Consider the following 21,314-nt stretch of genomic DNA (forward strand, 5'->3'; position numbering starts at 1 on the left):
CGCCCGGCCCGTCCCCCCCTCGGCGGCCCGCCCCCCCCCCCACGCCCAGTTTCTGCTGCGTGCCGCCCCCCCCCCCCCCCCCCTGCCCCCCCCGCACCTGGCGCCCCCCGCCCCCCCCCGTCCCTGTCTTGCGAGGAGCGCAGCGAGAAGGCTCAGTCCTCGTCGTCGAGCGTGATGGAGCTGGTCTGCTGGACCTGCATCAAGAACTCGGTGTTGGAGCCGGTCTTCTTCAACCGGTCCAGCAGCACCTCGATGCCCTGCTGCGAGTCGAGCGCGGCCAGCACGCGGCGCAGCTTCCACATGATCTTCAGCTCGTCGTTGCCGAGCAGGATCTCCTCGCGGCGGGTGCTGCTCTGGTTGACGTCGACGGCCGGGTAGATGCGACGCTCGGCGAGCTGACGCGACAGGCGCAGCTCCCAGTTGCCGGTGCCCTTGAACTCTTCGAAGATGACCTCGTCCATGCGGGAGCCGGACTCGATGAGCGCGGTCGCCAGGATGGTCAGCGAGCCGCCGTTCTCGATGTTGCGGGCGGCGCCGAAGAACTTCTTGGGCGGGTAGAGGGCTGCCGAGTCGACACCACCGGACATGATGCGGCCGCTGGCGGGCGCTGCCAGGTTGTAGGCACGGCCCAGGCGGGTGATGCCGTCCAGCAGCACCACGACGTCCTGGCCGAGCTCGACCAGGCGCTTGGCCCGCGCGATGGCGAGCTCGGCGACCTCGGTGTGGTCCGTGGCGGGACGGTCGAAGGTCGAGGAGATGACCTCGCCCTTGACCGAGCGCTGGAAGTCGGTGACTTCCTCGGGACGCTCGTCGACGAGCACGACCATCAGGTGGCACTCGGGGTTGTTGGTGGTGATCGCGTTGGCGATCGCCTGCATGACCATGGTCTTACCGGACTTGGCCGGTGCGACGATCAGGCCACGCTGGCCCTTGCCGATCGGCGCGACCAGGTCGATGACCCGGTTGGTCAGGTGCTTCGGGTCGTCCTCCAGGCGCAGCCGCTCCTGCGGGTAGAGCGGGGTGAGCTTGCCGAACTCGACGCGCTCCTTGGCCTGCTCGGGCGTCATACCGTTGACGGTGTCCACGCGCACCAGGGCGTTGAACTTCTGCCGGCTCGGCAGCTGCTCGCCCTCGCGGAGCGCACGGATCGCACCGGTGACCGCGTCGCCCTTGCGCATGCCGTTCTTCTTGACCATGCCCAGCGGCACGTAGACATCGTTCGGGCCCGGCAGGTAGCCGCTGGTGCGCACGAACGCGTAGTTGTCGAGGACGTCGACGATGCCGGCCACCGGCACCAGGACGTCGTCCTCGCGCACCTGGGTGTCGACGTCGCCGAAGTCGTCGCCGCGGCCGCGGCCGCGCTTGCGGTCCCGGCCGCGCTGGCGACGCCGGCCCCGGCCGTTGCCACCGTCGTCGTTCCAGCGGTCGTTGTTCCGGTCGTTCCGGTCGTTGTTCCGGTCGTTGTTGTTGCGGTCGTTGCGGTTGTTGCCGCGGTTGTCGCCCTGCCGGTTGTTGCCCTGGCGGTCGCCGTCGTTGGCCGCCTGCCGGTTGCCGCGGTCGTTCGAGCGATCATTCGAGCGATCATTCGAGCGATCGTTGCGGTCGCCGGAGCGCTCGGTGTTGTTGCGCTCGGTGTTGTTGCGCTCGCCGGAACGGTCGTTGCCGGGCTCCTGCTCGCCCTGGCGGTTGCCGCGGTCTCCCCGGTTGCCGCGGTCGTGCGAGCGGTCAGCGCGCTCACCGCGGTCGCCCTGCGATGCGTTCTGCTCCGCGGGCTTCTCGGCCGGCGCGGTCTCAGGCGTGGTGTCGGCGGACTGGGCCTCGACGGGGGCCGGCTGGGTGCGGGCCGTCTCGGCGGGGGCCGCCTCGGCGGGGGCGGCAGGCGCAGCAGTCGCCCGGCGCGAGCGGCGCGGAGCGCCGGTGCTCTCGGCGGCCGGCTTGTGGTCGCCGCCGCGGTCGCGGATCGCCGCGAGGACATCGCTCTTGCGCATCTTGGAGGTGCCGCTGATGCCCATGGTCACCGCGAGCTGCTTGAGCTGGTCCAGCTTCATCGTGCTCAGGTTGCCCTGGGAGCTCGAAGCGGGCGCCGCGGAGAGTTCGGTGGTTTCGGTCACGAAGGTTCCTTCCCCCTCGTTCGTCCGGTGCTACGACCGGTGTGGGGTATGCCAAAAATCGTTGCTTCTCAAGCGAAGTAACTCTCACATCACCGGCACGTGCACTGCCGACAGGAATCGGTGAGGAACGTTGCGGTGAGACATCGACTTCCGGGACAGGACTGTCACGCGGTCGGCTTGGGCCGTCGATGCACTGCCCAACTTACACCGTGTGGGGTGCCGAATGCGAAACGACTCGCACACCCGACGCGGCAATCCCCGGCCGCGGCACCTGCCAGCCCGCCGGCAGGTCGTCCGCGCCGACCAGGATCTCGCCCGCACCGAGCACCAGCACGGCGGGCCCGGCGCCCGAGATCGTCGCCGCGAGCCCCCGCCCGCGCAACCGGTCCACGACCGCCATGCTCTGCGGGTATGACGCCCTGCGAGGCTCCTGGTGCAGCCAGTCCCGGGTGGCCGGGAGGAGCAACTCCGGCTCCTGGGTGAGTGCGTGGACGAGCAGGGCGGACCGGCCCGCGGTCGACGCCGCGGCCGACATCGAGACGGCGTCGCCCAGCGCGGCCCGCGCGGAGTCCGTCGACAGCGTCGCTTCGGGCAACAGCAGCGCCACGTCCACGGCCGGGTGCAGGGCCGGGCGCACGGTCCGCCAGCCGGCGCCCTCGTCGTCGGCCCAGGACACGGTCAGTCCTCCGTAGACACTGGCGGACGCGTTGTCCGGGTGCCCCTCGACCTCGCCGGCGAGGCTGCTCAGCATCGACAGCGAGGCCGCAGTCGCGAGACCGTCACCGCGGACCAGCGCGAGCGCTGTCGCCATACCGGCGACGATCGCGGCGGCCGAGGATCCGAGGCCGCGCGAATGCGGAATCCCGTTGCGGCAGTGCAGAGTCAGGCCGGCGGGCGGCTCGATGCCGAGCCGCTGCCACATCGTCTGCGCGGACCGCCACACCAAGTGGGTGCCGTCGGTCGGCACGTCCGCCGCCCCCTGGCCCTCGACCGAGATGCGCAGGCCGGCCCCGCCGACGGTCGCCCGGACCGTGTCCGTGATTGCCAGCCCCAAGCCGATCGAGTCGAAGCCGGGGCCGAGGTTGGCGCTGCTGGCGGGTACCTCGACGGTGACGGACGCGCCGGGCGAAAGCACTTGTGAATCCATCGGATCGGGCCCCGGTCAGCCTTCCAGGCCGAGGGCCCGCGCGGCGCTCACGGCGTCCACCGGAACCTTCGTCGGCTGCACCTGCTGGCCGCTCTGGTCCTGCAACGCCCACTGCGGGTCCTTCAGACCGTGCCCGGTGACCGTGCAGACGATGGTGGCGCCCGCGGGGATGGCACCGCGCTCGTGCATCAGCAGCAGGCCGGCGATGCTCGCCGCTGAGCCGGGCTCAACGAAGATGCCCTCCTTGCTGGAGATGATGTGGTGTGCGTGCAGGATCTGCTCGTCGGTGACCGCGTCGATCAGCCCGTCCGACTCGTCGCGAGCCGCGATCGCCTGCTGCCAGGACGCCGGGTTGCCGATCCGGATGGCCGTCGCAATGGTGTCGGGCTCGTCCACCGGGTGCCCCTTCACGATGGGCGCTGCGCCGGCAGCCTGGAATCCCCACATCTGCGGCGTGCGGCTCGCTGCACCGTCGGAACCTGTTGGCATCTCAGCAGATTCGCGGTAGCCCTTCCAGTACGCCGTGATGTTGCCGGCGTTCCCAACCGGCAGACAGTGGATGTCCGGTGCATCGCCGAGCACGTCGATCACCTCGAACGCGGCGGTTTTCTGGCCCTCGATGCGAGCCGGGTTGACCGAGTTGACCAGCTCCACCGGGTAGGCCTCGGCGAGCTTGCGGGCGAGGGTCAGGCAGTCGTCGAAGTTGCCGTCGACCTGCAGCAGCTGCGCACCGTGCGCGATGGCCTGGGCGAGCTTGCCCATGGCGATCTTCCCCTCCGGCACCAGCACGCCGCACGTCATACCGGCCTTGGTCGCGTATGCCGCCGCCGAGGCGGAGGTGTTGCCGGTGGAGGCGCAGATCACTGCCTTGGCACCCGATTTCGCCGCCGCCGAGATCGCGGTCGTCATACCGCGGTCCTTGAAGGAACCGGTGGGATTGAGGCCTTCGTATTTCACGTGCACGTCGGCACCGACGTGTGTGCTGAGCCACTCGGCATGGATCAGCGGCGTGCCGCCCTCACCCAGAGTGACCACCGGGGCGCCCGTCAAGGACGGCAGTCGATCGGCGTACTCGTGGATCACGCCTCGCCATTGCGTTGCCATTACAGTCCTTCCACACGCAGCACGGAGCTGACCTCGTGCACATCGTCCAATGTGCGTAGCCCATCGACCGTCGCCTTCAGCGACTCGTCGGTTGCCTGATTGGTGACCAGGTGCAGGATCGCCAGGCCGTCCTCCGACCGGCGGACGCCCTGGCGCATGCTCTCGATCGAAACATCATGTGCGCCAAAGACATTCGCAACCCGTGCCAGCACACCGGGCCGGTCCAGCACGTCCAGCCGGATGAAGTAGCTGGTGTTGGTGCGGGCGATCGGCAGCACCGGGAGTTCGGCGTATGCCGACTCGCGGGGGCCGTGCCCGCCGACCACGCGGTGACGGGCTGCCTGCACCAGGTCGCCCAGCACGGCGGACGCCGTCGGTGCGGCTCCGGCACCCTGACCGTAGAACATCAGCTCTCCGGCGAGCTCGGTCTCCAGGAAGACGGCGTTGAACGCCTCGTGCACCGACGCCAACGGGTGTGAGCGAGGCACCAGCGTGGGATGCACCCGGGCGCTGACGCCGTCGGCGGACCGCTCGCAGATTGCGAGAAGCTTGACGACACAACCGATCTTGCGCGCGTCGCGGATGTCGGCGTCGGTGACGCCCATGATCCCCTCGCAGTGCACGTCGTCGGTCGAGACACGGGTGTGGAAGGCCAGCGACGCCAGGATGGCCGCCTTCGCTTGCGCGTCGTGCCCCTCCACGTCGGCGGTCGGGTCCGCCTCGGCGTAGCCCAGTTGCTGGGCCTCGACGAGCACGTCCTCCAGTGCCGCCCCGGTGCGATCCATCTTGTCCAGGATGTAGTTGGTGGTGCCGTTGACGATGCCCATCACCCGATGCACGTCGTCACCGGCGAGCGACTCGCGCAGCGGACGCAGCAGCGGTATGGCGCCGGCCACCGACGCCTCGAAGGACAGGTCGACGTTGCGTGCATCGGCCGCGGCATACAACCGGGGCCCGTCGGATCCGAGCAGCGCCTTGTTGGCCGTGACGACCGCGGCGCCGTGCTCGATCGCCCGCAGTAGCAGCGAGCGCGCCGGCTCGATGCCGCCCATCAGCTCGACGACGAGGTCGGCGTCGGCGACCAGCGACTCGGCGTCGGTGGTGAAAAGCGCTGCGGGCACGCCGGATTCGGGCCGCGGCTTGTTGACGTCACGGACTGCGACACCGATCAGTTCGAGCGGGGCGCCGGCGCGCGCTGCCAGGTCGGCAGCGTCCTCGGTCAGCCGGCGGGCGACCGCGCTGCCGACCACTCCGCAGCCGAGCAGCGCAACCCTCAGTGGCTTGGCCATGCGTTTACTCCCCTTCGAGGGCCAACAGGTCGTCAATGGTCTCGCGTCGCAGCCAGGTGCGCACACCCTCCGGCGTCACGGCGAGCACCGGCGGCCGCGTGACGTGGTTGTACTGGCTGGACAACGCGCGGCAGTAGGCGCCGGTGGCCGCCACCGCGAGCAGGTCACCCGGGGCGATGTCGGCCGGCAACTGCTGGTCGCGGACGACGATGTCGCCGGACTCGCAGTGCTTGCCGACCACCCGGGACTGGGTCGTCGGCGCGTCGCTGCGCCGACTGGCAAGCGTGGCAAGGTAATCCGCCTGGTAGAGCGCGGGCCGAGGGTTGTCGCTCATGCCGCCGTCGACGGAGATGTAGGTGCGGGTGAGTTCGTCGGTGGCCTGCACCGGCTTGACCGTGCCGACCTCGTAGAGCGTGATCCCGGCGGGGCCGATGATCGCCCGACCGGGCTCGATGGACACCCGCGGCACCGGGGTCTGCGCGTCCTCGCAGGCCGCCCGGACGATGGCGGCCAGCTGGGTGGCCATCTCGCGCGGAGACAGCGGCTCGTCCTCGGGCACATACGCGATGCCGAAGCCGCCGCCGAGGTCGAGCTCGGGCAGCACCACCCCGTGCTGCTGGGCGATCTGCAGTTGCATGGCGATGAGGCGCTGGGCGGCGACCCGGAAGCCGTCGGAGTCGAAGATCTGCGACCCGATGTGGGAGTGGAAGCCGAGCAGCTGCAGTTGGTCCGGGTGGCCCAACACTGCGGCCGCCGCCTCCGCGGCCTGGCCGCCGGCAAGGCTGAAGCCGAACTTCTGATCCTCGTGAGCGGTGGCAATGAACTCGTGGGTGTGCGCCTCGACGCCGGTCTTGACCCGCAGCATCACTCCGACGCGGGTGCCGCGGCTGCGCGCCGTGGCGACGACCCGGTCGATCTCCTCCAGCGAGTCCACGATGATCCGGCCGACACCGTGGTCGACGGCCGCCTCGATCTCGGCGACCGACTTGTTGTTGCCGTGCATGCCGGTGCGTTCCCCCGGGAAGCCGGCCTTGGCGGCGACCGCGAGTTCGCCGCTGGTGCACACGTCCAGGCTGAGACCCTCCGCGTCGAGCAACCGCACCAGCGCCGAGCACAGGAAGGCCTTGCCGGCGTAGAAGACGTCGCACGTGGTACCGATCGCCTCGAACGCGGCCGCGAACTCGTCCCGGAACGCCCGCGCGCGCACGAGTAGATCGGGCACGTCGACGAGGTATGCCGGCGTCCCGTACGTCGTCGCGAGGTCGCGCAGGGTGATCCCCTGCAGGGCAAGCTCGCCGTCGGCGGTCTCGGTGAGCCCGGACGGCCACACGTGGGCGGCAAGTCGCGTGGTGGCGGAAGTCACGGGCGACACGATACGGCGGAGCGGTCGCGGCATACCGGCACGTCCGGCGGATGAACACCGCCCATCCGCACCGAGCGGGCGAGCGTCGTCACCGATCCTGCTGTCGATTCGAAGCGAGCGTCCTGCGACTGCTAATGTTGCGGAGCGCGGTTCGCCGCACGCCCCCGTAGCTCAGGGGATAGAGCACCGCCCTCCGGAGGCGGGAGCGCAGGTTCGAATCCTGCCGGGGGTACAAAATGCCAGCAGCTTGCTGCTGGTTTTTTTGTACCCCCGGGCAGAAGTAACAGGCGCGTCGGACGCCCGAGGAACGAGGTCGGACGAGGCGCCGACGGGGGTACAAAATGCCAGCAGCTTGCTGCTGGTTTTTTTGTACCCCGGGCAGAAATAACAGGCGCGTCGGACGACCGAGGAACGAGGTCGGACGAGGCGCCGACGGGGGTACGGCGTACTTAACCGGCAACGATCGCCGGAACGGGACGCATTCGAGGCCCATCGGCGTACTTAACCGGCAACGATCGCCGGAACGGGACGCATTCGAGGCCCATCGGCGTACTTAACCGGCAACGGTCGCCGGAACGGGACGCATTCGAGGCCCATCGGCGTACTTAACCGGCAACGGTCGCCGGAACGGGACGCATTCGAGGCCCATCGGCGTACTTAACCGGCAACGGTCGCCGGAACGGTCAGACGCACGGCCCGACGGCGTACATAACCAGCAACGGTCGCCGGCAATTCGCAGGTCCGCGCCCCGCCCGCGTACACAACCAGCAACGGTCGCCGAAACCAGCCAGGCCCGCGGGCCGGTGGCGTGTCCGCGTGCCACGCACCGCTGGCTACCGTGGTCGTATGACGAGCCGCGACGCCTGGACCGAACGCATCGGGCTGTGCTCGATCACCTTCCGCCGGCTGTCCCCCACCGCACTGCTGGCCATCGCGGCCGACGCCGGCATCCGCCGGATCGAGTGGGGCTCGGACGTCCATGCGCCGGCCGACCGACCGGACGTCCTGGACGAGGTACGGCACCGGACCCTGGACGCCGGTATGACGGTGGCGTCCTACGGCACCTACTGGCGTCCCGGCGCCCAGACCGACCCGTCGATCGAGCAACTGGTCGAGGCCGCCGCCCGGCTCGGTGCGCCGCGGATCCGGGTCTGGGCCGGCGCGCACGGCTCGGCGGAGTCGTCACCGGCCCAGCGCGAGCAGGTGGTCCGGGCGCTGCGGCACGCCGCCGAGGTGGGGGCCGCCCACGACATACTCATCGGGCTGGAGTTCCACGGCGGGACGCTCACCGACACGGTCGAGTCGACCGCCTGGCTGCTGCGCGAGGTCGACCATCCCAACCTCGCGACCTACTGGCAGCCGCGGGTCGGTGACCCCGCGGCGGAAGCGGTGGCGGGGCTGCGGACGCTGGCGGACGACGTCTGCGCCGTGCACGTCTTCTCCTGGTGGCCGCAGATCGAGCGGCTACCGCTGACCGATCGTGCGCCGTTGTGGCGGCAGGTGCTGGCGTTGCTGGACGACACGTGCCGGCCGCGGGACCTGCTGCTGGAGTTCGTGCCGGACGACGACCCCGCCGTGTTGTCCCAGGAGGTCGCCACGCTGCGCTCGTGGCTCGTCGAACCGCGCTGAGTCAGTCGCCGACCGCCGCCGCGCGGGGACGGGCTCGCACGTGCGCCTTCTCCCCCTGCTTGCCGAAGAGGCTGAGGTATTCGACCGGCTGCTCGTCTGCCGCGCCGAACCAGTGCGGCGTGCGGGTGTCGAACTCCGCCGCTTCGCCGGCCCGCAGCACCAGGTCGTGGTCGGCCAGCACCAGCCGCAGGTTGCCGGTCAGCACGTAGATCCAGTCGTAGCCCTCGTGGGTCTTCAGGCTCGGCTGCTGGCGACTCGTGCGCCCCGGTATGACGAATTTGTAGGCCTGGATCCCGCCGGGGCGGCTGCTCAGCGGGACCATCGTCATGCCGTGGACGGTGACCGGCCGCAGGTTGACCCGCGGGTCGCCGGTGGGCGGTGCGTCCACCAGCTCGTCGAGCGTCACCCGATAGATCTCCGCCAGCGGGAGCAGCAGCTCCAGGGTGGGTCGCCGGCCGCCGGACTCCAGCCGGGACAGGGTGCTCACCGCGACACCGGTGCTCAGCGCGACCTCGGTGAGCGTCAGTCCGCGCTGCTCGCGCAGTTGCCGTAGTCGAGGGCCCACCGCGGTGAGCGCAGCTTCGAGATCCGTTGTCGCCATACGACCAGCTTGCCATATTGGCAACACTGTTTGCCATCACCCGCTGTGCAGCGCACGCTGCTTGTATGACGACAACTGCCGAACTGCCCACTGATCTCGACGTTCTGGTGATCGGCGGTGGCCCCGCCGGACTGAGTGGCGCACTGATGCTGGCGCGTTCGCGGCGCTCGGTCGCGGTCATCGACTCCGGGTCGCCCCGCAACGCGCCCGCGCCGGCGGTCCACGGCCTGCTCGGGTATGACGGGACGCCACCGGCGGAATACCTGCGCCGTGGCCGTGCCGACGTGCGCCGGTACGGAGGCGTGGTGCTCGCCGGCGAGGTGAGCGATGTGCGTCGCGACGACACCGGCTTCGCCGTCAGCCTGGCGGACGGCCGTGCCACCCAGGCACGTCGGCTGCTGCTGGCGACCGGCCTGACCGACGAGCTCCCCGCCGTCGAGGGGCTCGCCGCGCGGTGGGGGCGCGACCTGGTGCACTGCCCCTACTGCCACGGATGGGAGGTGCGCGATCGGGCGATCGCGGTCCTGGCCACCGGGCCGATGGCCTTCCATTCGGCCGTCCTGTGGCGACAGCTGTCCGACCGGATCGTGTTGCTGCGCAACGGGATCGACCTGCCGACGGAACAACTCGACCAGCTGCGCGCTCGCGGCGTGCGGATCGTCGACGGCGCGGTGCGTTCCGTCGTCACCGGAGACGACGCGATCCGCGGTGTCACCCTGGACGACGGTCGGGTGGTGCCGTGCGAGGTGATCGCGGCAGGAACGCACCTGGTCGCTCGCGGCGCCGGCCTGTTCACGGCGCTGGGCCTCACCCTGGCCGAGCACCCCTCCGGCATGGGCACCCACGTGCCCACCGATCCGGTCGGCCGCACCGACGTGCCCGGCGTGTGGGCGGCGGGCAATGTGACCGACCTGTCGGCCCAGGTGGGAGCCGCCGCGGCGGCCGGCGCCATGGCGGGCGCCCAGCTGAACGCCGAGCTCGCCATGGCGGAGACGCAGCTCGCCGCTCGCGGCGCTGCTGCCCCGACGGCCAGGCCGGAGAGTGCGAAGATGCCCGGGTGAGTCCGACGATCGACAGCGAGCCCGAGTCCGCCCGGGTGATCCGCCGGCTGCGCGACGAGATCCTCGACGGAGTGCGCGTGTCGGGCAGCAAGCTCGTCGAGCGGGACATCGCCGAGGAGCTCGCGGTGAGCCGGGTGCCGGTCCGCGAGGCGCTGAAGGTGCTCGAGGCGGAGGGGCTGGTGACCCTGCGGCCACGGACCTGGGCCGTGGTGCGCGAGTTCACCCCGAGTGACGTGGCCGACCTCAACGAAGTGCGTTCCGCCGTCGAACCGTTGACGTTCCGGCTGGCGGCACAGCGCCATGAACCCGCCGGGCTGGCGCAGCTGCGCTCCACCGTCGAGGCTGAGCTGGCCGCCGCACGTGCCGACGACCCGATCGAGGCGCGCCGGGCCGCGGCCGACTTCCACGAGGTGGTCACCGAGCTCAGCGGCAATCTGCTGCTGTGCGAGTGGATGCAGACGATGCGCAGCCGGATGCGCTGGCTGATGGCACAGCACGACGACCTGCTGCACGTCGCCCTGGAGCACCAGGCGCTGTATGCCGCCATCGCCCGCCGCGATCTCGACGAGGTGGCCGCCCTGGCGGCGAATCACCTTGGTGACACAGGTCTTTCGCCCACTGCGAGCGGCCGCTGAGCGTCATACGGCCGGTGCGTCGCCGGCCTCGGCGGCCTAACGGATGTGCAGCATGCTCGGCACCCGGACGCCTATCAGCGCGAGGGCGAGCAGCAGACCGCACGCGGCACCGAAGGTGGTGAGACCGACGCCGACCCGTTCGGCGATCGCGCCGAGCGCGAGCGTGGAGACCGGCATGACGCCGATCGCCAGTTCCTGCAACCCGAGCACCCGGCCGTGGACGGATCGGTCGGTCGTGATCAGCAGCAGGGTCGTCTGCAGCACGGCGAACGCGGCACTCGTCATACCGATCCAGGCCATCAGCACGAAGCCGAGCGCGGGCGAATGCGCCCAGGCGAACAGCGCCCAGCCGACCGCCCAGAGACCGGTGCCGACGACGAAGAACGCCCCCTTGGCACGGAAGTCGCCGAGCGCGGCGATGATCAGCGACCCGATGAGGCCGCCGATCCCGCTGCAGGTGAGCAGGCTGCCCAGGCCCGCCGGGCCCAGCCCGAAAGCCTCGTCCGCGAAGACCGGCATGAACGTCTGGAAGATCGGCCAGAGCATCAGGTTGGCCGAGACGGTCACCAGCAGGATGGCGACGGCCAGCCGATTGCGCCCGATCGTCCGCAGTCCGCCGACGACGGAGGCGAGCACGGACTCGTGCTCGCCGGCGGGTGCGGCGATCGTGCCGGCACCGCGCAACGGGATGAGCAGCAGCAGGGAGATTGCGTACCAGCCCGCCGACACCCATAGTGCCGCCGGTGCTCCGATCGCGGCGATCATCACCCCGCCGAGCGCCGGGCCGAAGACCTGAGTCATGTTCAATGCCAACGCATTGAGCGCGTTGGCGTTGGAGATGCTCTCCTGCCCGACGAGGTCGAAGACCAGCGAGGCGCGTGCCGGTTGCGATGGCGACTGCGCGATGCCGATGGCGAGACCGCCGACCACGAGCACGCCGTAGGACAGGGCACCGAACGAGCCCAGCGCGGCCACCAGCGCCGCGACGGTCGCCGCCCATCCGCACGCGAGCGTCAGCAGCAGCACGCGGTTGTGCCGGTCCGCGATCGCGCAGCTCATCGGGCCGAGCAGCAGGGGCGCGAGCCGCACGGCCGTGAAGACCGCGACGAGCAGATCCGAGCCGGTCAGGTGGAACGCGAGCCAGCCCATCACCAGGGTCTGAGTCCACACGCCGCCGAAGAAGAAAAGGTTGGACAGCCACAGGTAGCGGAAGGTGCGGTTGCCGCGCAGGGAGGACAGCGGGCCGCCGGTGCGCGGGCGCACCGCGGTGGGCGGTTCGGCGAGGGCTTCGGTGATCAGTGGAGCACCTCCGCCGGCCCGGTACCGGCGCGAAGGCAGGTCATGCGGGTGTCAGTCACGACAGAATGGTATACCAAACTGTGTGGCCTGCAGCGCGCCGGGCAGTGCGCCGCTGCTTGCCTCGGCGTCCACGACCCGCGATAACGCCCGGGCTACTGCACCAGCAGACAGAAAGGGTGACCGGCCGGATCGGCCAGCACGTAGAGCGGCTCGTCGTCGTCCTCCGAGCGGTCGTGCAGCACCCGCGCGCCCAGCTCGAGCGCACGGTCCCGATGCCGTTCGAGTTCGGCGACGCCGGACACGCCGAAGTCGAGGTGCAGCTGCATCGGCACGTCCTCGGACGGCCAGGTCGGCGGTGTCGTGTCCGCCTTCTCCTGCACCGCCAGCACGCGCTCACCGGCGTCGTCGACCAGCACCAACCAGTCGGCGTGATCCACCTCGCCGTCAGCCGGCGGTGCATCACCCGCGCGATAGCGCAGGCCGAGCAGCCGGCGGTAGAACTCGGCCAGCCCGCGGCAGTCGCGCGCATCGATCGCCGTGTGCAGCAGGACGGGGTATGCCGGCATGAGCTTCTCCTCGATCGGGAGGATTCACGCTAGTCCGGGGGTGCGACATCCGGTGTGCCGACAGGCAGCTCGGGTCTCGATACACTCCTCCGCTGCGCTCCCCCGTTACTCGACCAGCGAGCTGGCCAACCAGCGACCGTTGCCGGTGACACACGCCACCAGCGGCCAGGTCACCGCTGGGTGGCGTCCTCCACCTCGCCGACGAGTTCCTCGAGCACGTCCTCCAGGAAGACCACACCCAGCACCCGCTGGGCGGCGTCGTCCACGACGCGCGCGAGGTGCGCACCGCTGCGCTGCATCGTCACCAGCATGTCGTCCACCTCGTCGGACGGCGCGACGGTCGCCAATGGCCGGATGCGCCGCGGGGGCACCGGTTCGGCATACGCCTCGTCGGTCGCGTAGAGCACATCCTTGAGGTGCACGTAACCGGCGATGACGCCGCGGCGATCCAGCACCGGGTAGCGCGAGAAGCCATGTTTGGCGACGAGTCGTTCGATGTCTTCGGGCGTCGCGCCGACCTGCACGGTGACCAGCTCGTCGACCGGCACGGCGACGTCGGCGGCCACCCGGTCGGTGAACTCCAGCGCGCCCTGCACGCGCGCGGACTGCTCCTCGGGCAGCGTCCCCTCACGCTGCGACTCGGCGACGATGAGCTCGACCTCTTCGGCCGAGAACGCTGATGCCGCTTCGTCTTTCGGCTCCACACCCAGGCGGCGCACCGCCCACTTCGCGATCGCCTCGACCGCGCGGATGATCGGCCGCAGCACCCGCGTCACCCACAGCAGAGCGGGCGCGAGCAGCAGCGCGGCGCGGTCCGGCCCGGCGATGGCGAGATTCTTCGGGACCATCTCGCCGAGCACGACGTGCAGGTAGGCGACGATCAGCAATGCCAGCAACAGTGCGACGACGGTCGACAAACCTTCCGGCGCACCGATGCCGGTGAAAAGCGGTTCGATCAGGTGGTGCAGCGCGTCCTCGGCAACCGCACCCAGGAGCACCGAACACACGGTGTTGCCCAGCTGGGCGCACGCCAGCAACGACGAAACGTTCTCCAGCGCTTCGAGACTCAGCTTCGCCCGCTTGGAGCCAGCCGCCGCGAGCGGCTCCAGTTGCGAGCGCCGCGCGGCCATCACCGCGAACTCGGCGCCGACGAAGAACGCGTTGCCGAGCAGGAAGACCAACGACAGCCAGAGCTTCATTCGGAAACCTCCGCCTCGTCGGCCGGTATGACGGGAGCCAACCGGACCCGGTCAACCCGCCGGCCGTCCATGGCCACCACCCGCACGGTCCACCCGTGCAGCGCGACCTCGTCACCGACCTGCGGCACGCGCCCGACCGCAGCCATCACGAATCCGCCGACGGTCTCGTAGTAGGCGCCTTCGGGGATGGTCGCGCCGATGCGGTCGTGCACCTCGTCCGGCCGCCAGAGTCCCGGCACCGTCCAGGAGCCGTCCGGCAACAGGCGGCTGACGTCGACCCGCGGGTCGTGCTCGTCGCTCACCTCGCCGACGATCTCCTCGATCACGTCCTCGAGCGTGACGACGCCTGAGGTGCCGCCGTATTCGTCGACCACGATCGCCAACTGGAAGCCGCCGGCCCTTAGCAACAGCAGCAGCGGGTCGAGCAGCATCGTCTCGGGCACGAGCACCGGCCGGATCATCAGTGCCGTGACCGGCACGTCGTCACGGCGGTCCTGCGGGACCGCGATGGCCTTCTTCACATGCACCACGCCGACGACGTCGTCCCAGTCGTCGGCGATGACCGGGAATCGCGAATGACCAGTGCTACGAGCCAGATCCACCACATCGGCAGCGGTCGCGTCGCGCTCGACATACACACAACGCACCCGGGGGCTCATCACGTCGGAGGCGGTGCGCTCACCGAAGTCGAGCGACCGGGTGAGCAGCCGCGCGGTGCCTTCCTCGAGGGTGCCCGCCTCGGCCGAACGCCGCACCATCGACGACAACTCCTGCGGCGTGCGCGCCGCACTCAACTCCTCCTGCGGCTCGATGCCGAGCCGCCGCAGCACGGCGTTCGCCGATCCGTTGAGTATGACGATCAACGGCCTGGTCACGGTCGCGAAGATGCGCACCGGGCCGGCGACGATCTTGGCGACGCCCAGCGGGGCGGAGATGCCGAGGAACTGCGGGATCAGCTCACCGAAGATCATCGAGAAGAGTGAGGCGATGACCAGGGCGAGCACCGTGGCGACCGCGGCGGACGCGGTGCCGGACACCCCGATGGACTCCAGCGGACCTTCCAGCAACGTGCCGAGCGAGGGTTCGACCAGGTAACCGAGCACCAGCGTGGTGATCGTGATGCCGACCTGCGCCGCCGACAACTGCGTGGACAGGCGCCGCAGGGAGCTGAGCACGACGCCGGCACGCGCGTCGCCCTCGTCGACCGCACGCTGCACCGTGGGCCGGTCCAGCGCGACCAGGCTGAACTCGGCGGCGACGAACAGGGCGGTGCCGACGGTCAGCACGACCCCGGCGAGGATGAGCAGCCATTGCACCAACATGTTGGCGACATAGTTTCATGCGTAGGGCGTTCCGACCGCATTCGGAAACGCCCGGCGCACGCACACGCTGGTCGAGTAGCGGCGAGGCGCTAGCCGACGCCCTTGATCTCGATACGTCGCTCGTCCCTCGCGACACTCGATCAGCGGGCGCACGCGACACTCGATCAGCGGGCGCGCGCGACACTCGATCAGCGGGCGCGCCGACCGCCGTGGCTACTTCAGCTGGTCCAGCTGCCGCTTCGCTTCGTGCACGATCCGCAGCGCCTCGGCGCGCACCGACTCGGCGGTCTTGCGCGACCGCAGGATCGAGCGCGCGCTCTGCCGCAACTCGTTGATCGCCTGCTCGAACTCCCCGCGCGCCCGGCCGCTCATCGGCTCACCGGTCGCCGGTTGGGCGACCCGGCGCGCCTCCTGCGCGGCCGCCTTGAGCTCGGCGCGCAGGTCCGCGGCCTCACCTTTGACCCGCGAGCGCACCTCGTCGGCGAGCTGACTGGCGGACCGGTCGAGGTCGTCCTCCAGGTCGCCGAGGTCGGCCTGCCGGCGCGCCACCTCCGCCCGGCCGGCGTCGGTGATCGTGTAGGTCACCTTGCGGCCGTCGTCGCCGCGGCTGACCAGGCCTTCCTCCTCGAGCTTGGCCAGCCGTGGATAGACGGTGCCGGCGCTCGGCGTGTAGAGACCGTTGAAGCGTTGCTCCAGATCACGCATGATCTCGTAGCCGTGCCGCGGCCCCTCGTTGAGCAACGACAGCAAATACAGGCGCAACTGCCCGTGGGCGAAGACCGGACTCATAGCGACCCCCTCCTCCGTCGGGTCTCGCTCTTCGACTGCGCCTTTGTTCGCTCGCTTCGCTCGCTCATCAGAGATCCTTCTCCAGCGACGGTCGGTTCGGCCGCTCCGCCGCACGCAGCACCACGACATCCCCGGACACCGACGACGCCGACAGCCGCAACGACTCGTCACCGTCGCGGGTCTCTCCCCCGCGGTGCCACTTGCCGCCGAGCTTGACGCCGTCGACGATCGCGGTGCCGCTCATCGTGGAGACGTTGACCCGGTATCCGCCGCCGGCGGGCACGCGCACCGTCACGTCACCGGAGACGGTGTTGGACTCCACCGTGGCGCTCTGGTTGGTCAGATCGAGGGTGATGTCACCCGAGACACCGTTGAGCTCGATCGGGTCGAGCACGCTGTCGTGCACCGTCATACTCCCCGACACGGTGTTGGCCTCGAGCCGACCGCGCAGGTTGTGACCCTCGAACGTGCCCGACACGCCGTTGATCTCGATGCGGCCGTCGATGTCGTCCGCCGTGATGTCACCGCTGACCGTGTTGAGCGAAGTGCGCGCATGGATGCCGCTCACCACCGCCCCGGCACTGACGGTGCTGACGTCGGTCCGGGCGTCCCGGGGTATGGCGATCGCGACCCGCGCGCGGATCTGCATGGAGCCGCCGAAGTTCTTCACGCTGGCCCAGAGGTTCTCGCCGCTGTGCTTGACGTGACTGATCTTCAGCTTATGGCCGTTCCAGGTGACCTTCAGCGGCGGACCGACCACCTCCTGCACCTCCACCTGCGCGGTCGGCGAGTCGTGCGTGACGACGTCGACGTGGCCGCCGACCAGGGCGACGGCGAGCGCGTCGACCCGCTCGCCCTCTCCGCCGACGTCGAGCACCTTCGGTCCGTCGAGTTCCCACTCCTGCGCCATGTCGCCTCTCCTTGTCCGTCGGTCACGACATATCGCGTTCAGAATAGACGCGATATGTCGTGAGTTGCAAGCCCTGATTGCTTCCGACAATGCCTGCCCGAGCCGGCCGACACGCCGCGTACGGCGCCGAAAAACCGTATAGCACACGCCCCATGACCTGTTGTCGGCGAGGAACCGCCGGGCGTTAGGCTGGACCTCGTATGGCGGTCCCCGTCGTCATACGCCTGAAACCCGCATAGCCGGACATCCTCAGCATGGCCGTGCCGACCTTGATGAAAGAGGCGCATTCGCGTGTCATCCCAGTCGCCTGACCCCCTCGCGACATTCGGACCCAATGAATGGCTCGTCGACGAACTCTACGAGCAGTTCAAGAACGACAAGAACTCCGTCGACAAGGCGTGGTGGAGTTTCTTCGAGGACTACCGGCCACGCACGGCGGAGACGCCGGCGGGCAACGGCACGACAGAGCCGCCCACACCCAGCACGGCCAGCACCGACACCAGCACCACCGCGAGCAAGGACACCGCGAGGGCCACCACCAGCACCGCCCCGGCCGCCGAAGCGCCGAATGGCGCCGCCCGGCAGGCCCCCAAGGGCACGAAGGACAACCGCCGCGACCCGGCGCCGCGCCCCAACCCCGAGGACTATGAGCGCCGGGAGGGTAAGGTCATCGCCCGCGACGCGGGCACCCCCAAGGTGCCGGAGGTCGAGGCCGCCGAGAACCAGACGGTCCCGCTGAAGGGCGTCGCGGCCCGCATCGTCTCCAACATGGAGGCCAGCCTCGAGGTCCCGACCGCGACCAGCGTGCGTGCCGTCCCGGCGAAGCTGCTGATCGACAACCGGATCGTCATCAACAACCACCTGTCCCGCAGCCGCGGCGGCAAGGTCAGCTTCACCCACCTGATCGGCTACGCCATCATCCGGGCGCTGAAGCTGATTCCGGAGATGAACTACTCGCTCGGCGAGGACGAGAAGGGCAAGCCGACGCTCGTCAAGCCCGGCCACGTCGGCTTCGGCCTGGCGATCGACCTGGCCAAGGACGACGGCTCCCGCACCCTGGTCGTGCCCAGCATCAAGGGCGCCGAGGAGATGGACTTCGCGCAGTTCTGGGCGGCATACGAGGAGATGGTGCGCAAGGCGCGCACCAACAAGCTCACGGTCGAGGACTACGCGGGCACGACGATCAGCCTGACCAACCCCGGCGGCATCGGCACCGTCCACTCGATCCCGCGGCTGATGAAGGGCGCGGGCGCGATCATCGGCGTCGGCGCGCTGGACTACCCGGCCGAGTGGCAGGGCGCGAGCAAGGACACCCTCAACGAGGCGGCCGTCAGCAAGATCATCACGCTGACCTCGACCTACGACCACCGCGTCATCCAGGGCGCCGTGTCCGGCGAGTTCCTGCGCGTGGTGCACCAGCTGCTGCTGGGCCAGGACAACTTCTACGACGACATCTTCCAGTCGCTGAAGATCCCCTACGAGCCGATCCGCTGGGTGCAGGACATCGACGCCGGCCACGACGACGACATCAACAAGGTCGCCCGGGTGCAGGAGCTGATCCACGCCTACCGGGTCCGCGGTCACCTGATGGCCGACACCGACCCGCTGGAATACAAGCAGCGCCGGCACACCGACCTGGACGTCACCACCCACGGCCTGACGCTGTGGGACCTGGACCGCACGTTCCCGACGGGCGGGTTCGGCGGCAAGCCGTTCCTGAAGCTGCGCGAGATCCTGGGCATCCTGCGCGACGCCTACTGCCGCTCGATCGGCATCGAATACATGCACATCCAGGACCCCGAGCAGCGGGCCTGGATCCAGAGCAAGGTCGAGAAGGGCTACGAGAAGCAGTCCAGCGCCGAGCAACTGCGCATCCTGCGCCGGCTCAACGCGGCGGAGGCCTTCGAGACCTTCCTGCAGACCAAGTTCGTCGGCCAGAAGCGCTTCTCCCTCGAGGGCGGCGAGTCGGTCATCGCGATGCTCGACCGGATCATCTCCGAGGCCGCCGACGACTCCATGGACGAGGTCTGCATCGGTATGCCGCACCGCGGCCGCCTCAACGTGCTGGCCAACATCGCCGGCAAGTCCTACGGGCAGATCTTCCGCGAGTTCGAGGATCAGCAGTCCAAGAAGTCGGTGCAGGGCTCCGGGGACGTGAAATACCACCTCGGCACCGAGGGCACCTTCACCTCCGACGCCGGCAACAGCACCAGCGTCTACCTGGCGGCCAACCCCTCCCACCTGGAGGCTGTCAACCCGGTGCTGGAGGGCATCGCTCGTGCCAAGCAGGACCGCATCAACCTGGCCGGCGCCGCGTTCACGGTGCTGCCGATCCTGATGCACGGCGACGCGGCGTTCGCCGGGCAGGGCATCGTCGCCGAGACGCTCAACCTGTCGCAGCTGCGCGGTTACCGCACCGGCGGCACGATCCACATCGTGGTCAACAACCAAGTGGGCTTCACCACCGCACCGGAGCAGAGCCGCAGCTCGACATACAGCACGGACGTGGCGCGCATGATCCAGGCGCCGATCTTCCACGTCAACGGCGACGACCCGGAGGCGTGCGTCGGCGTGGCCGAGCTGGCCTACGAATACCGGCAGAAGTTCAACCGTGACGTCGTCATCGACATGGTCTGCTACCGCCGCCGCGGCCACAACGAGGGCGACGACCCGTCGATGACCCAGCCGATGATGTACAAGCTGATCGAGGCCAAGCGCAGCGTCCGCAAGCTCTACACCGAGGCACTGATCGGCCGCGGCGACATCACCCCGGACGAGGCCGAGGCCGCGCTGAAGGACTACCAGAAGCAGCTGGAGCGGGTCTTCACCGAGACCAAGGCCGCCAAGCAGGAGCTGTCGGCTCCGGCCGCGGACAGCTCGGTCGGCACCGACGCCGAGGGCCACGGCGGCCTGGAGCGGCCGTCCGCGCAGGAGGCCGACGACACCCGCGCCGACGGCAGCGTCTTCGACACCGCGATCAGCAGCGAACAACTGCTGACCATCGGCAAGACCTGGGCCAACCCGCCGGAGGGCTTCACCGTCCACCCGAAGCTGGCCAAGCTGATGCAGCGCCGGGCGGACATGACGACCAGCGGCGGCATCGACTGGGCGATGGGCGAGCTGCTCGCCTTCGGCTCGCTGCTGATGGAGGGCACCCCCGTGCGCCTCGCCGGTCAGGACAGCCGTCGCGGCACGTTCGTGCAGCGGCACTCGGTGCTGATCGACCACACCAACGGCAACGAGTGGACGCCGCTGCGCTATCTCTCCCCCGACCAGGCGTGGTTCTGGGTCTACGACTCGCTGCTGAGTGAGTATGCCGCCCTCGGCTTCGAATACGGCTACTCGGTGGAGCGCCCGGACGCCCTGGTGCTGTGGGAGGCGCAGTTCGGCGACTTCGTCGACGGCGCGCAGACGATCATCGACGAGTTCATCAGCTCCTCGGAGCAGAAGTGGACGCAGCGTTCGTCGGTGGTGTTGCTGCTGCCGCACGGCTACGAGGGCCAGGGAGCCGACCACTCGTCGGCGCGCATCGAGCGTTTCCTCCAGCTGTATGCCGAGGACAACATGACGATCGCCTACCCGTCGACGCCGGCCTCATACTTCCACCTGCTGCGCCGTCAGGCGGCCGCCCGGCCGCGCAAGCCGCTGATCGTCTTCACGCCCAAGCAGTTGCTGCGGGTGAAGGCCGCGACGTCCAACCCGGAGGACTTCACCAACGGCCGTTTCCGTCCGGTGATGCCGGACCACCAGTCGCCGAAGCCGGAAGACGTGACCCGCGTGATCCTCGCGTCGTCGCGGGTGGTCTACGACCTGGAGGCCGAGCGCGCCAAGCGCGGGGACACCCAGACCGCGATCGTGCGTGTCGAGCAGCTCGCGCCGATCCCGGCTCGGGAGATCGCCGAGGAACTGCGCAAATACCCGCACGCCGAGATCGTCTGGGTGCAGGACGAGCCGAAGAACCAGGGTGCCTGGTCCTTCATGGCGCTCAACCTGCCCGAGATGCTGGCCCCGCTGGGTGAGACCCGCCCGCTGCGGCTGGTCTCCCGCCCGGCCTCGGCCGCCCCGGCCACCGGCTCGCACAAGCGGCACGACGAGCAGCGCGAGCAGCTGATGAAGCTCGCCTTCGACCGACGCTGATCGAGTAGGGCGAGGGACGAGCCCGTATCGAGATCAAGTCACGCTGGTCGAGCGCTTGCGCCCTGAGGAGCCCGTGAGGCACGAGCGGGCGTCTCGAAGGGCTCGCGCTGGTCGAGTAGCGGAGGAGCGAAGCGGGGGAAGCGTATCGAGAC

At 69.6% G+C, this 21,314-nt stretch carries 16 protein-coding genes and 1 tRNA gene; 5 read left to right on the plus strand and 12 right to left on the minus strand.

Annotation, left to right across the window (positions count from 1 at the left end):
- Nucleotides 1–152 precede the first annotated feature (152 nt).
- The 5 genes from rho to lysA all read right to left on the minus strand — a co-directional run bounded on the left by rho (nt 153) and on the right by lysA (nt 7,014).
- Nucleotides 153–2,111, minus strand: coding sequence for a transcription termination factor Rho (gene rho, locus ACTHL4_RS05175; RefSeq protein ID WP_440281673.1), 1,959 nt, complete (start codon nt 2,109–2,111; stop codon nt 153–155).
- A 202-nt stretch (nt 2,112–2,313) separates the two neighbouring features.
- Nucleotides 2,314–3,246, minus strand: a complete 933-nt coding sequence (locus tag ACTHL4_RS05180; RefSeq protein WP_440281674.1) for a homoserine kinase — start codon at nt 3,244–3,246, stop codon at nt 2,314–2,316.
- Nucleotides 3,247–3,273: 27 nt separating this feature from the next.
- Nucleotides 3,274–4,362 (minus strand): threonine synthase, encoded by a 1,089-nt coding sequence (thrC, locus tag ACTHL4_RS05185; protein WP_440281675.1) that lies wholly within the window; start codon nt 4,360–4,362, stop codon nt 3,274–3,276.
- Entirely contained in the window at nt 4,362–5,651 is a 1,290-nt protein-coding gene (locus ACTHL4_RS05190; RefSeq protein ID WP_440281676.1) for a homoserine dehydrogenase, read from the minus strand. Before ACTHL4_RS05190 ends, thrC begins: the two co-directional genes overlap by 1 nt.
- A gap of 4 nt (nt 5,652–5,655) precedes the next feature.
- Nucleotides 5,656–7,014, minus strand: a complete 1,359-nt coding sequence (gene lysA / locus ACTHL4_RS05195) for a diaminopimelate decarboxylase (protein WP_440281677.1) — start codon at nt 7,012–7,014, stop codon at nt 5,656–5,658.
- 160 nt (nt 7,015–7,174) lie between these two features.
- Between lysA and ACTHL4_RS05200 the strand changes: the two genes are divergently transcribed.
- A tRNA-Arg gene (locus ACTHL4_RS05200) sits at nt 7,175–7,246 on the plus strand.
- 614 nt (nt 7,247–7,860) lie between these two features.
- Nucleotides 7,861–8,643 carry a sugar phosphate isomerase/epimerase family protein gene (locus ACTHL4_RS05205; RefSeq protein ID WP_440281678.1) on the plus strand — a complete coding sequence of 261 codons (783 nt, stop codon included), beginning with the start codon at nt 7,861–7,863 and terminating at the stop codon, nt 8,641–8,643.
- A gap of 1 nt (nt 8,644) precedes the next feature.
- Here ACTHL4_RS05205 and ACTHL4_RS05210 read toward each other — a convergent pair whose 3' ends face one another.
- Nucleotides 8,645–9,244, minus strand: coding sequence for a helix-turn-helix domain-containing protein (locus tag ACTHL4_RS05210; protein WP_440281679.1), 600 nt, complete (start codon nt 9,242–9,244; stop codon nt 8,645–8,647).
- Between the two features lie 65 nt (nt 9,245–9,309).
- On the opposite strand from ACTHL4_RS05210, the gene ACTHL4_RS05215 reads away from it, so the two are divergent.
- Both ACTHL4_RS05215 and ACTHL4_RS05220 read left to right on the plus strand, forming a co-directional pair.
- Nucleotides 9,310–10,305 (plus strand): NAD(P)/FAD-dependent oxidoreductase, encoded by a 996-nt coding sequence (locus ACTHL4_RS05215; protein WP_440281680.1) that lies wholly within the window; start codon nt 9,310–9,312, stop codon nt 10,303–10,305.
- The gene (locus ACTHL4_RS05220; protein ID WP_440281681.1) at nt 10,302–10,940 is read left to right on the plus strand and encodes a GntR family transcriptional regulator; all 639 of its coding nucleotides are present in this window, start codon (nt 10,302–10,304) and stop codon (nt 10,938–10,940) included. Before ACTHL4_RS05215 ends, ACTHL4_RS05220 begins: the two co-directional genes overlap by 4 nt.
- A gap of 36 nt (nt 10,941–10,976) precedes the next feature.
- On the opposite strand, the gene ACTHL4_RS05225 is transcribed toward ACTHL4_RS05220, so the two are convergent.
- The 6 genes from ACTHL4_RS05225 to ACTHL4_RS05250 all read right to left on the minus strand — a co-directional run bounded on the left by ACTHL4_RS05225 (nt 10,977) and on the right by ACTHL4_RS05250 (nt 17,025).
- Nucleotides 10,977–12,203, minus strand: coding sequence for an MFS transporter (locus tag ACTHL4_RS05225; RefSeq protein ID WP_440281682.1), 1,227 nt, complete (start codon nt 12,201–12,203; stop codon nt 10,977–10,979).
- Between the two features lie 188 nt (nt 12,204–12,391).
- On the minus strand, nt 12,392–12,805 hold the full coding sequence (locus ACTHL4_RS05230; protein WP_440281683.1) for a VOC family protein: 414 nt from the start codon (nt 12,803–12,805) through the stop codon (nt 12,392–12,394).
- Nucleotides 12,806–12,975: 170 nt separating this feature from the next.
- A complete protein-coding gene (locus ACTHL4_RS05235; RefSeq protein WP_440281684.1) occupies nt 12,976–14,004 on the minus strand; it encodes a hemolysin family protein in 1,029 nt (342 codons plus the stop codon).
- Complete coding sequence (locus tag ACTHL4_RS05240; protein ID WP_440281745.1) at nt 14,001–15,323, minus strand: hemolysin family protein; 1,323 nt, start codon at nt 15,321–15,323, stop codon at nt 14,001–14,003. The genes ACTHL4_RS05235 and ACTHL4_RS05240 overlap by 4 nt, the downstream gene beginning before the upstream one ends.
- A gap of 216 nt (nt 15,324–15,539) precedes the next feature.
- Nucleotides 15,540–16,115 carry a helix-turn-helix transcriptional regulator gene (locus ACTHL4_RS05245; RefSeq protein WP_440281685.1) on the minus strand — a complete coding sequence of 192 codons (576 nt, stop codon included), beginning with the start codon at nt 16,113–16,115 and terminating at the stop codon, nt 15,540–15,542.
- Between the two features lie 67 nt (nt 16,116–16,182).
- A complete protein-coding gene (locus tag ACTHL4_RS05250; RefSeq protein WP_440281686.1) occupies nt 16,183–17,025 on the minus strand; it encodes a DUF4097 family beta strand repeat-containing protein in 843 nt (280 codons plus the stop codon).
- A 285-nt stretch (nt 17,026–17,310) separates the two neighbouring features.
- On the opposite strand from ACTHL4_RS05250, the gene ACTHL4_RS05255 reads away from it, so the two are divergent.
- A complete protein-coding gene (locus ACTHL4_RS05255) occupies nt 17,311–21,162 on the plus strand; it encodes a multifunctional oxoglutarate decarboxylase/oxoglutarate dehydrogenase thiamine pyrophosphate-binding subunit/dihydrolipoyllysine-residue succinyltransferase subunit (RefSeq protein WP_440281746.1) in 3,852 nt (1,283 codons plus the stop codon).
- Nucleotides 21,163–21,314 lie beyond the last annotated feature (152 nt).

The organism is Flexivirga sp. (assembly GCF_051955415.1).
Lineage (GTDB): Bacteria > Actinomycetota > Actinomycetes > Actinomycetales > Dermatophilaceae > Flexivirga.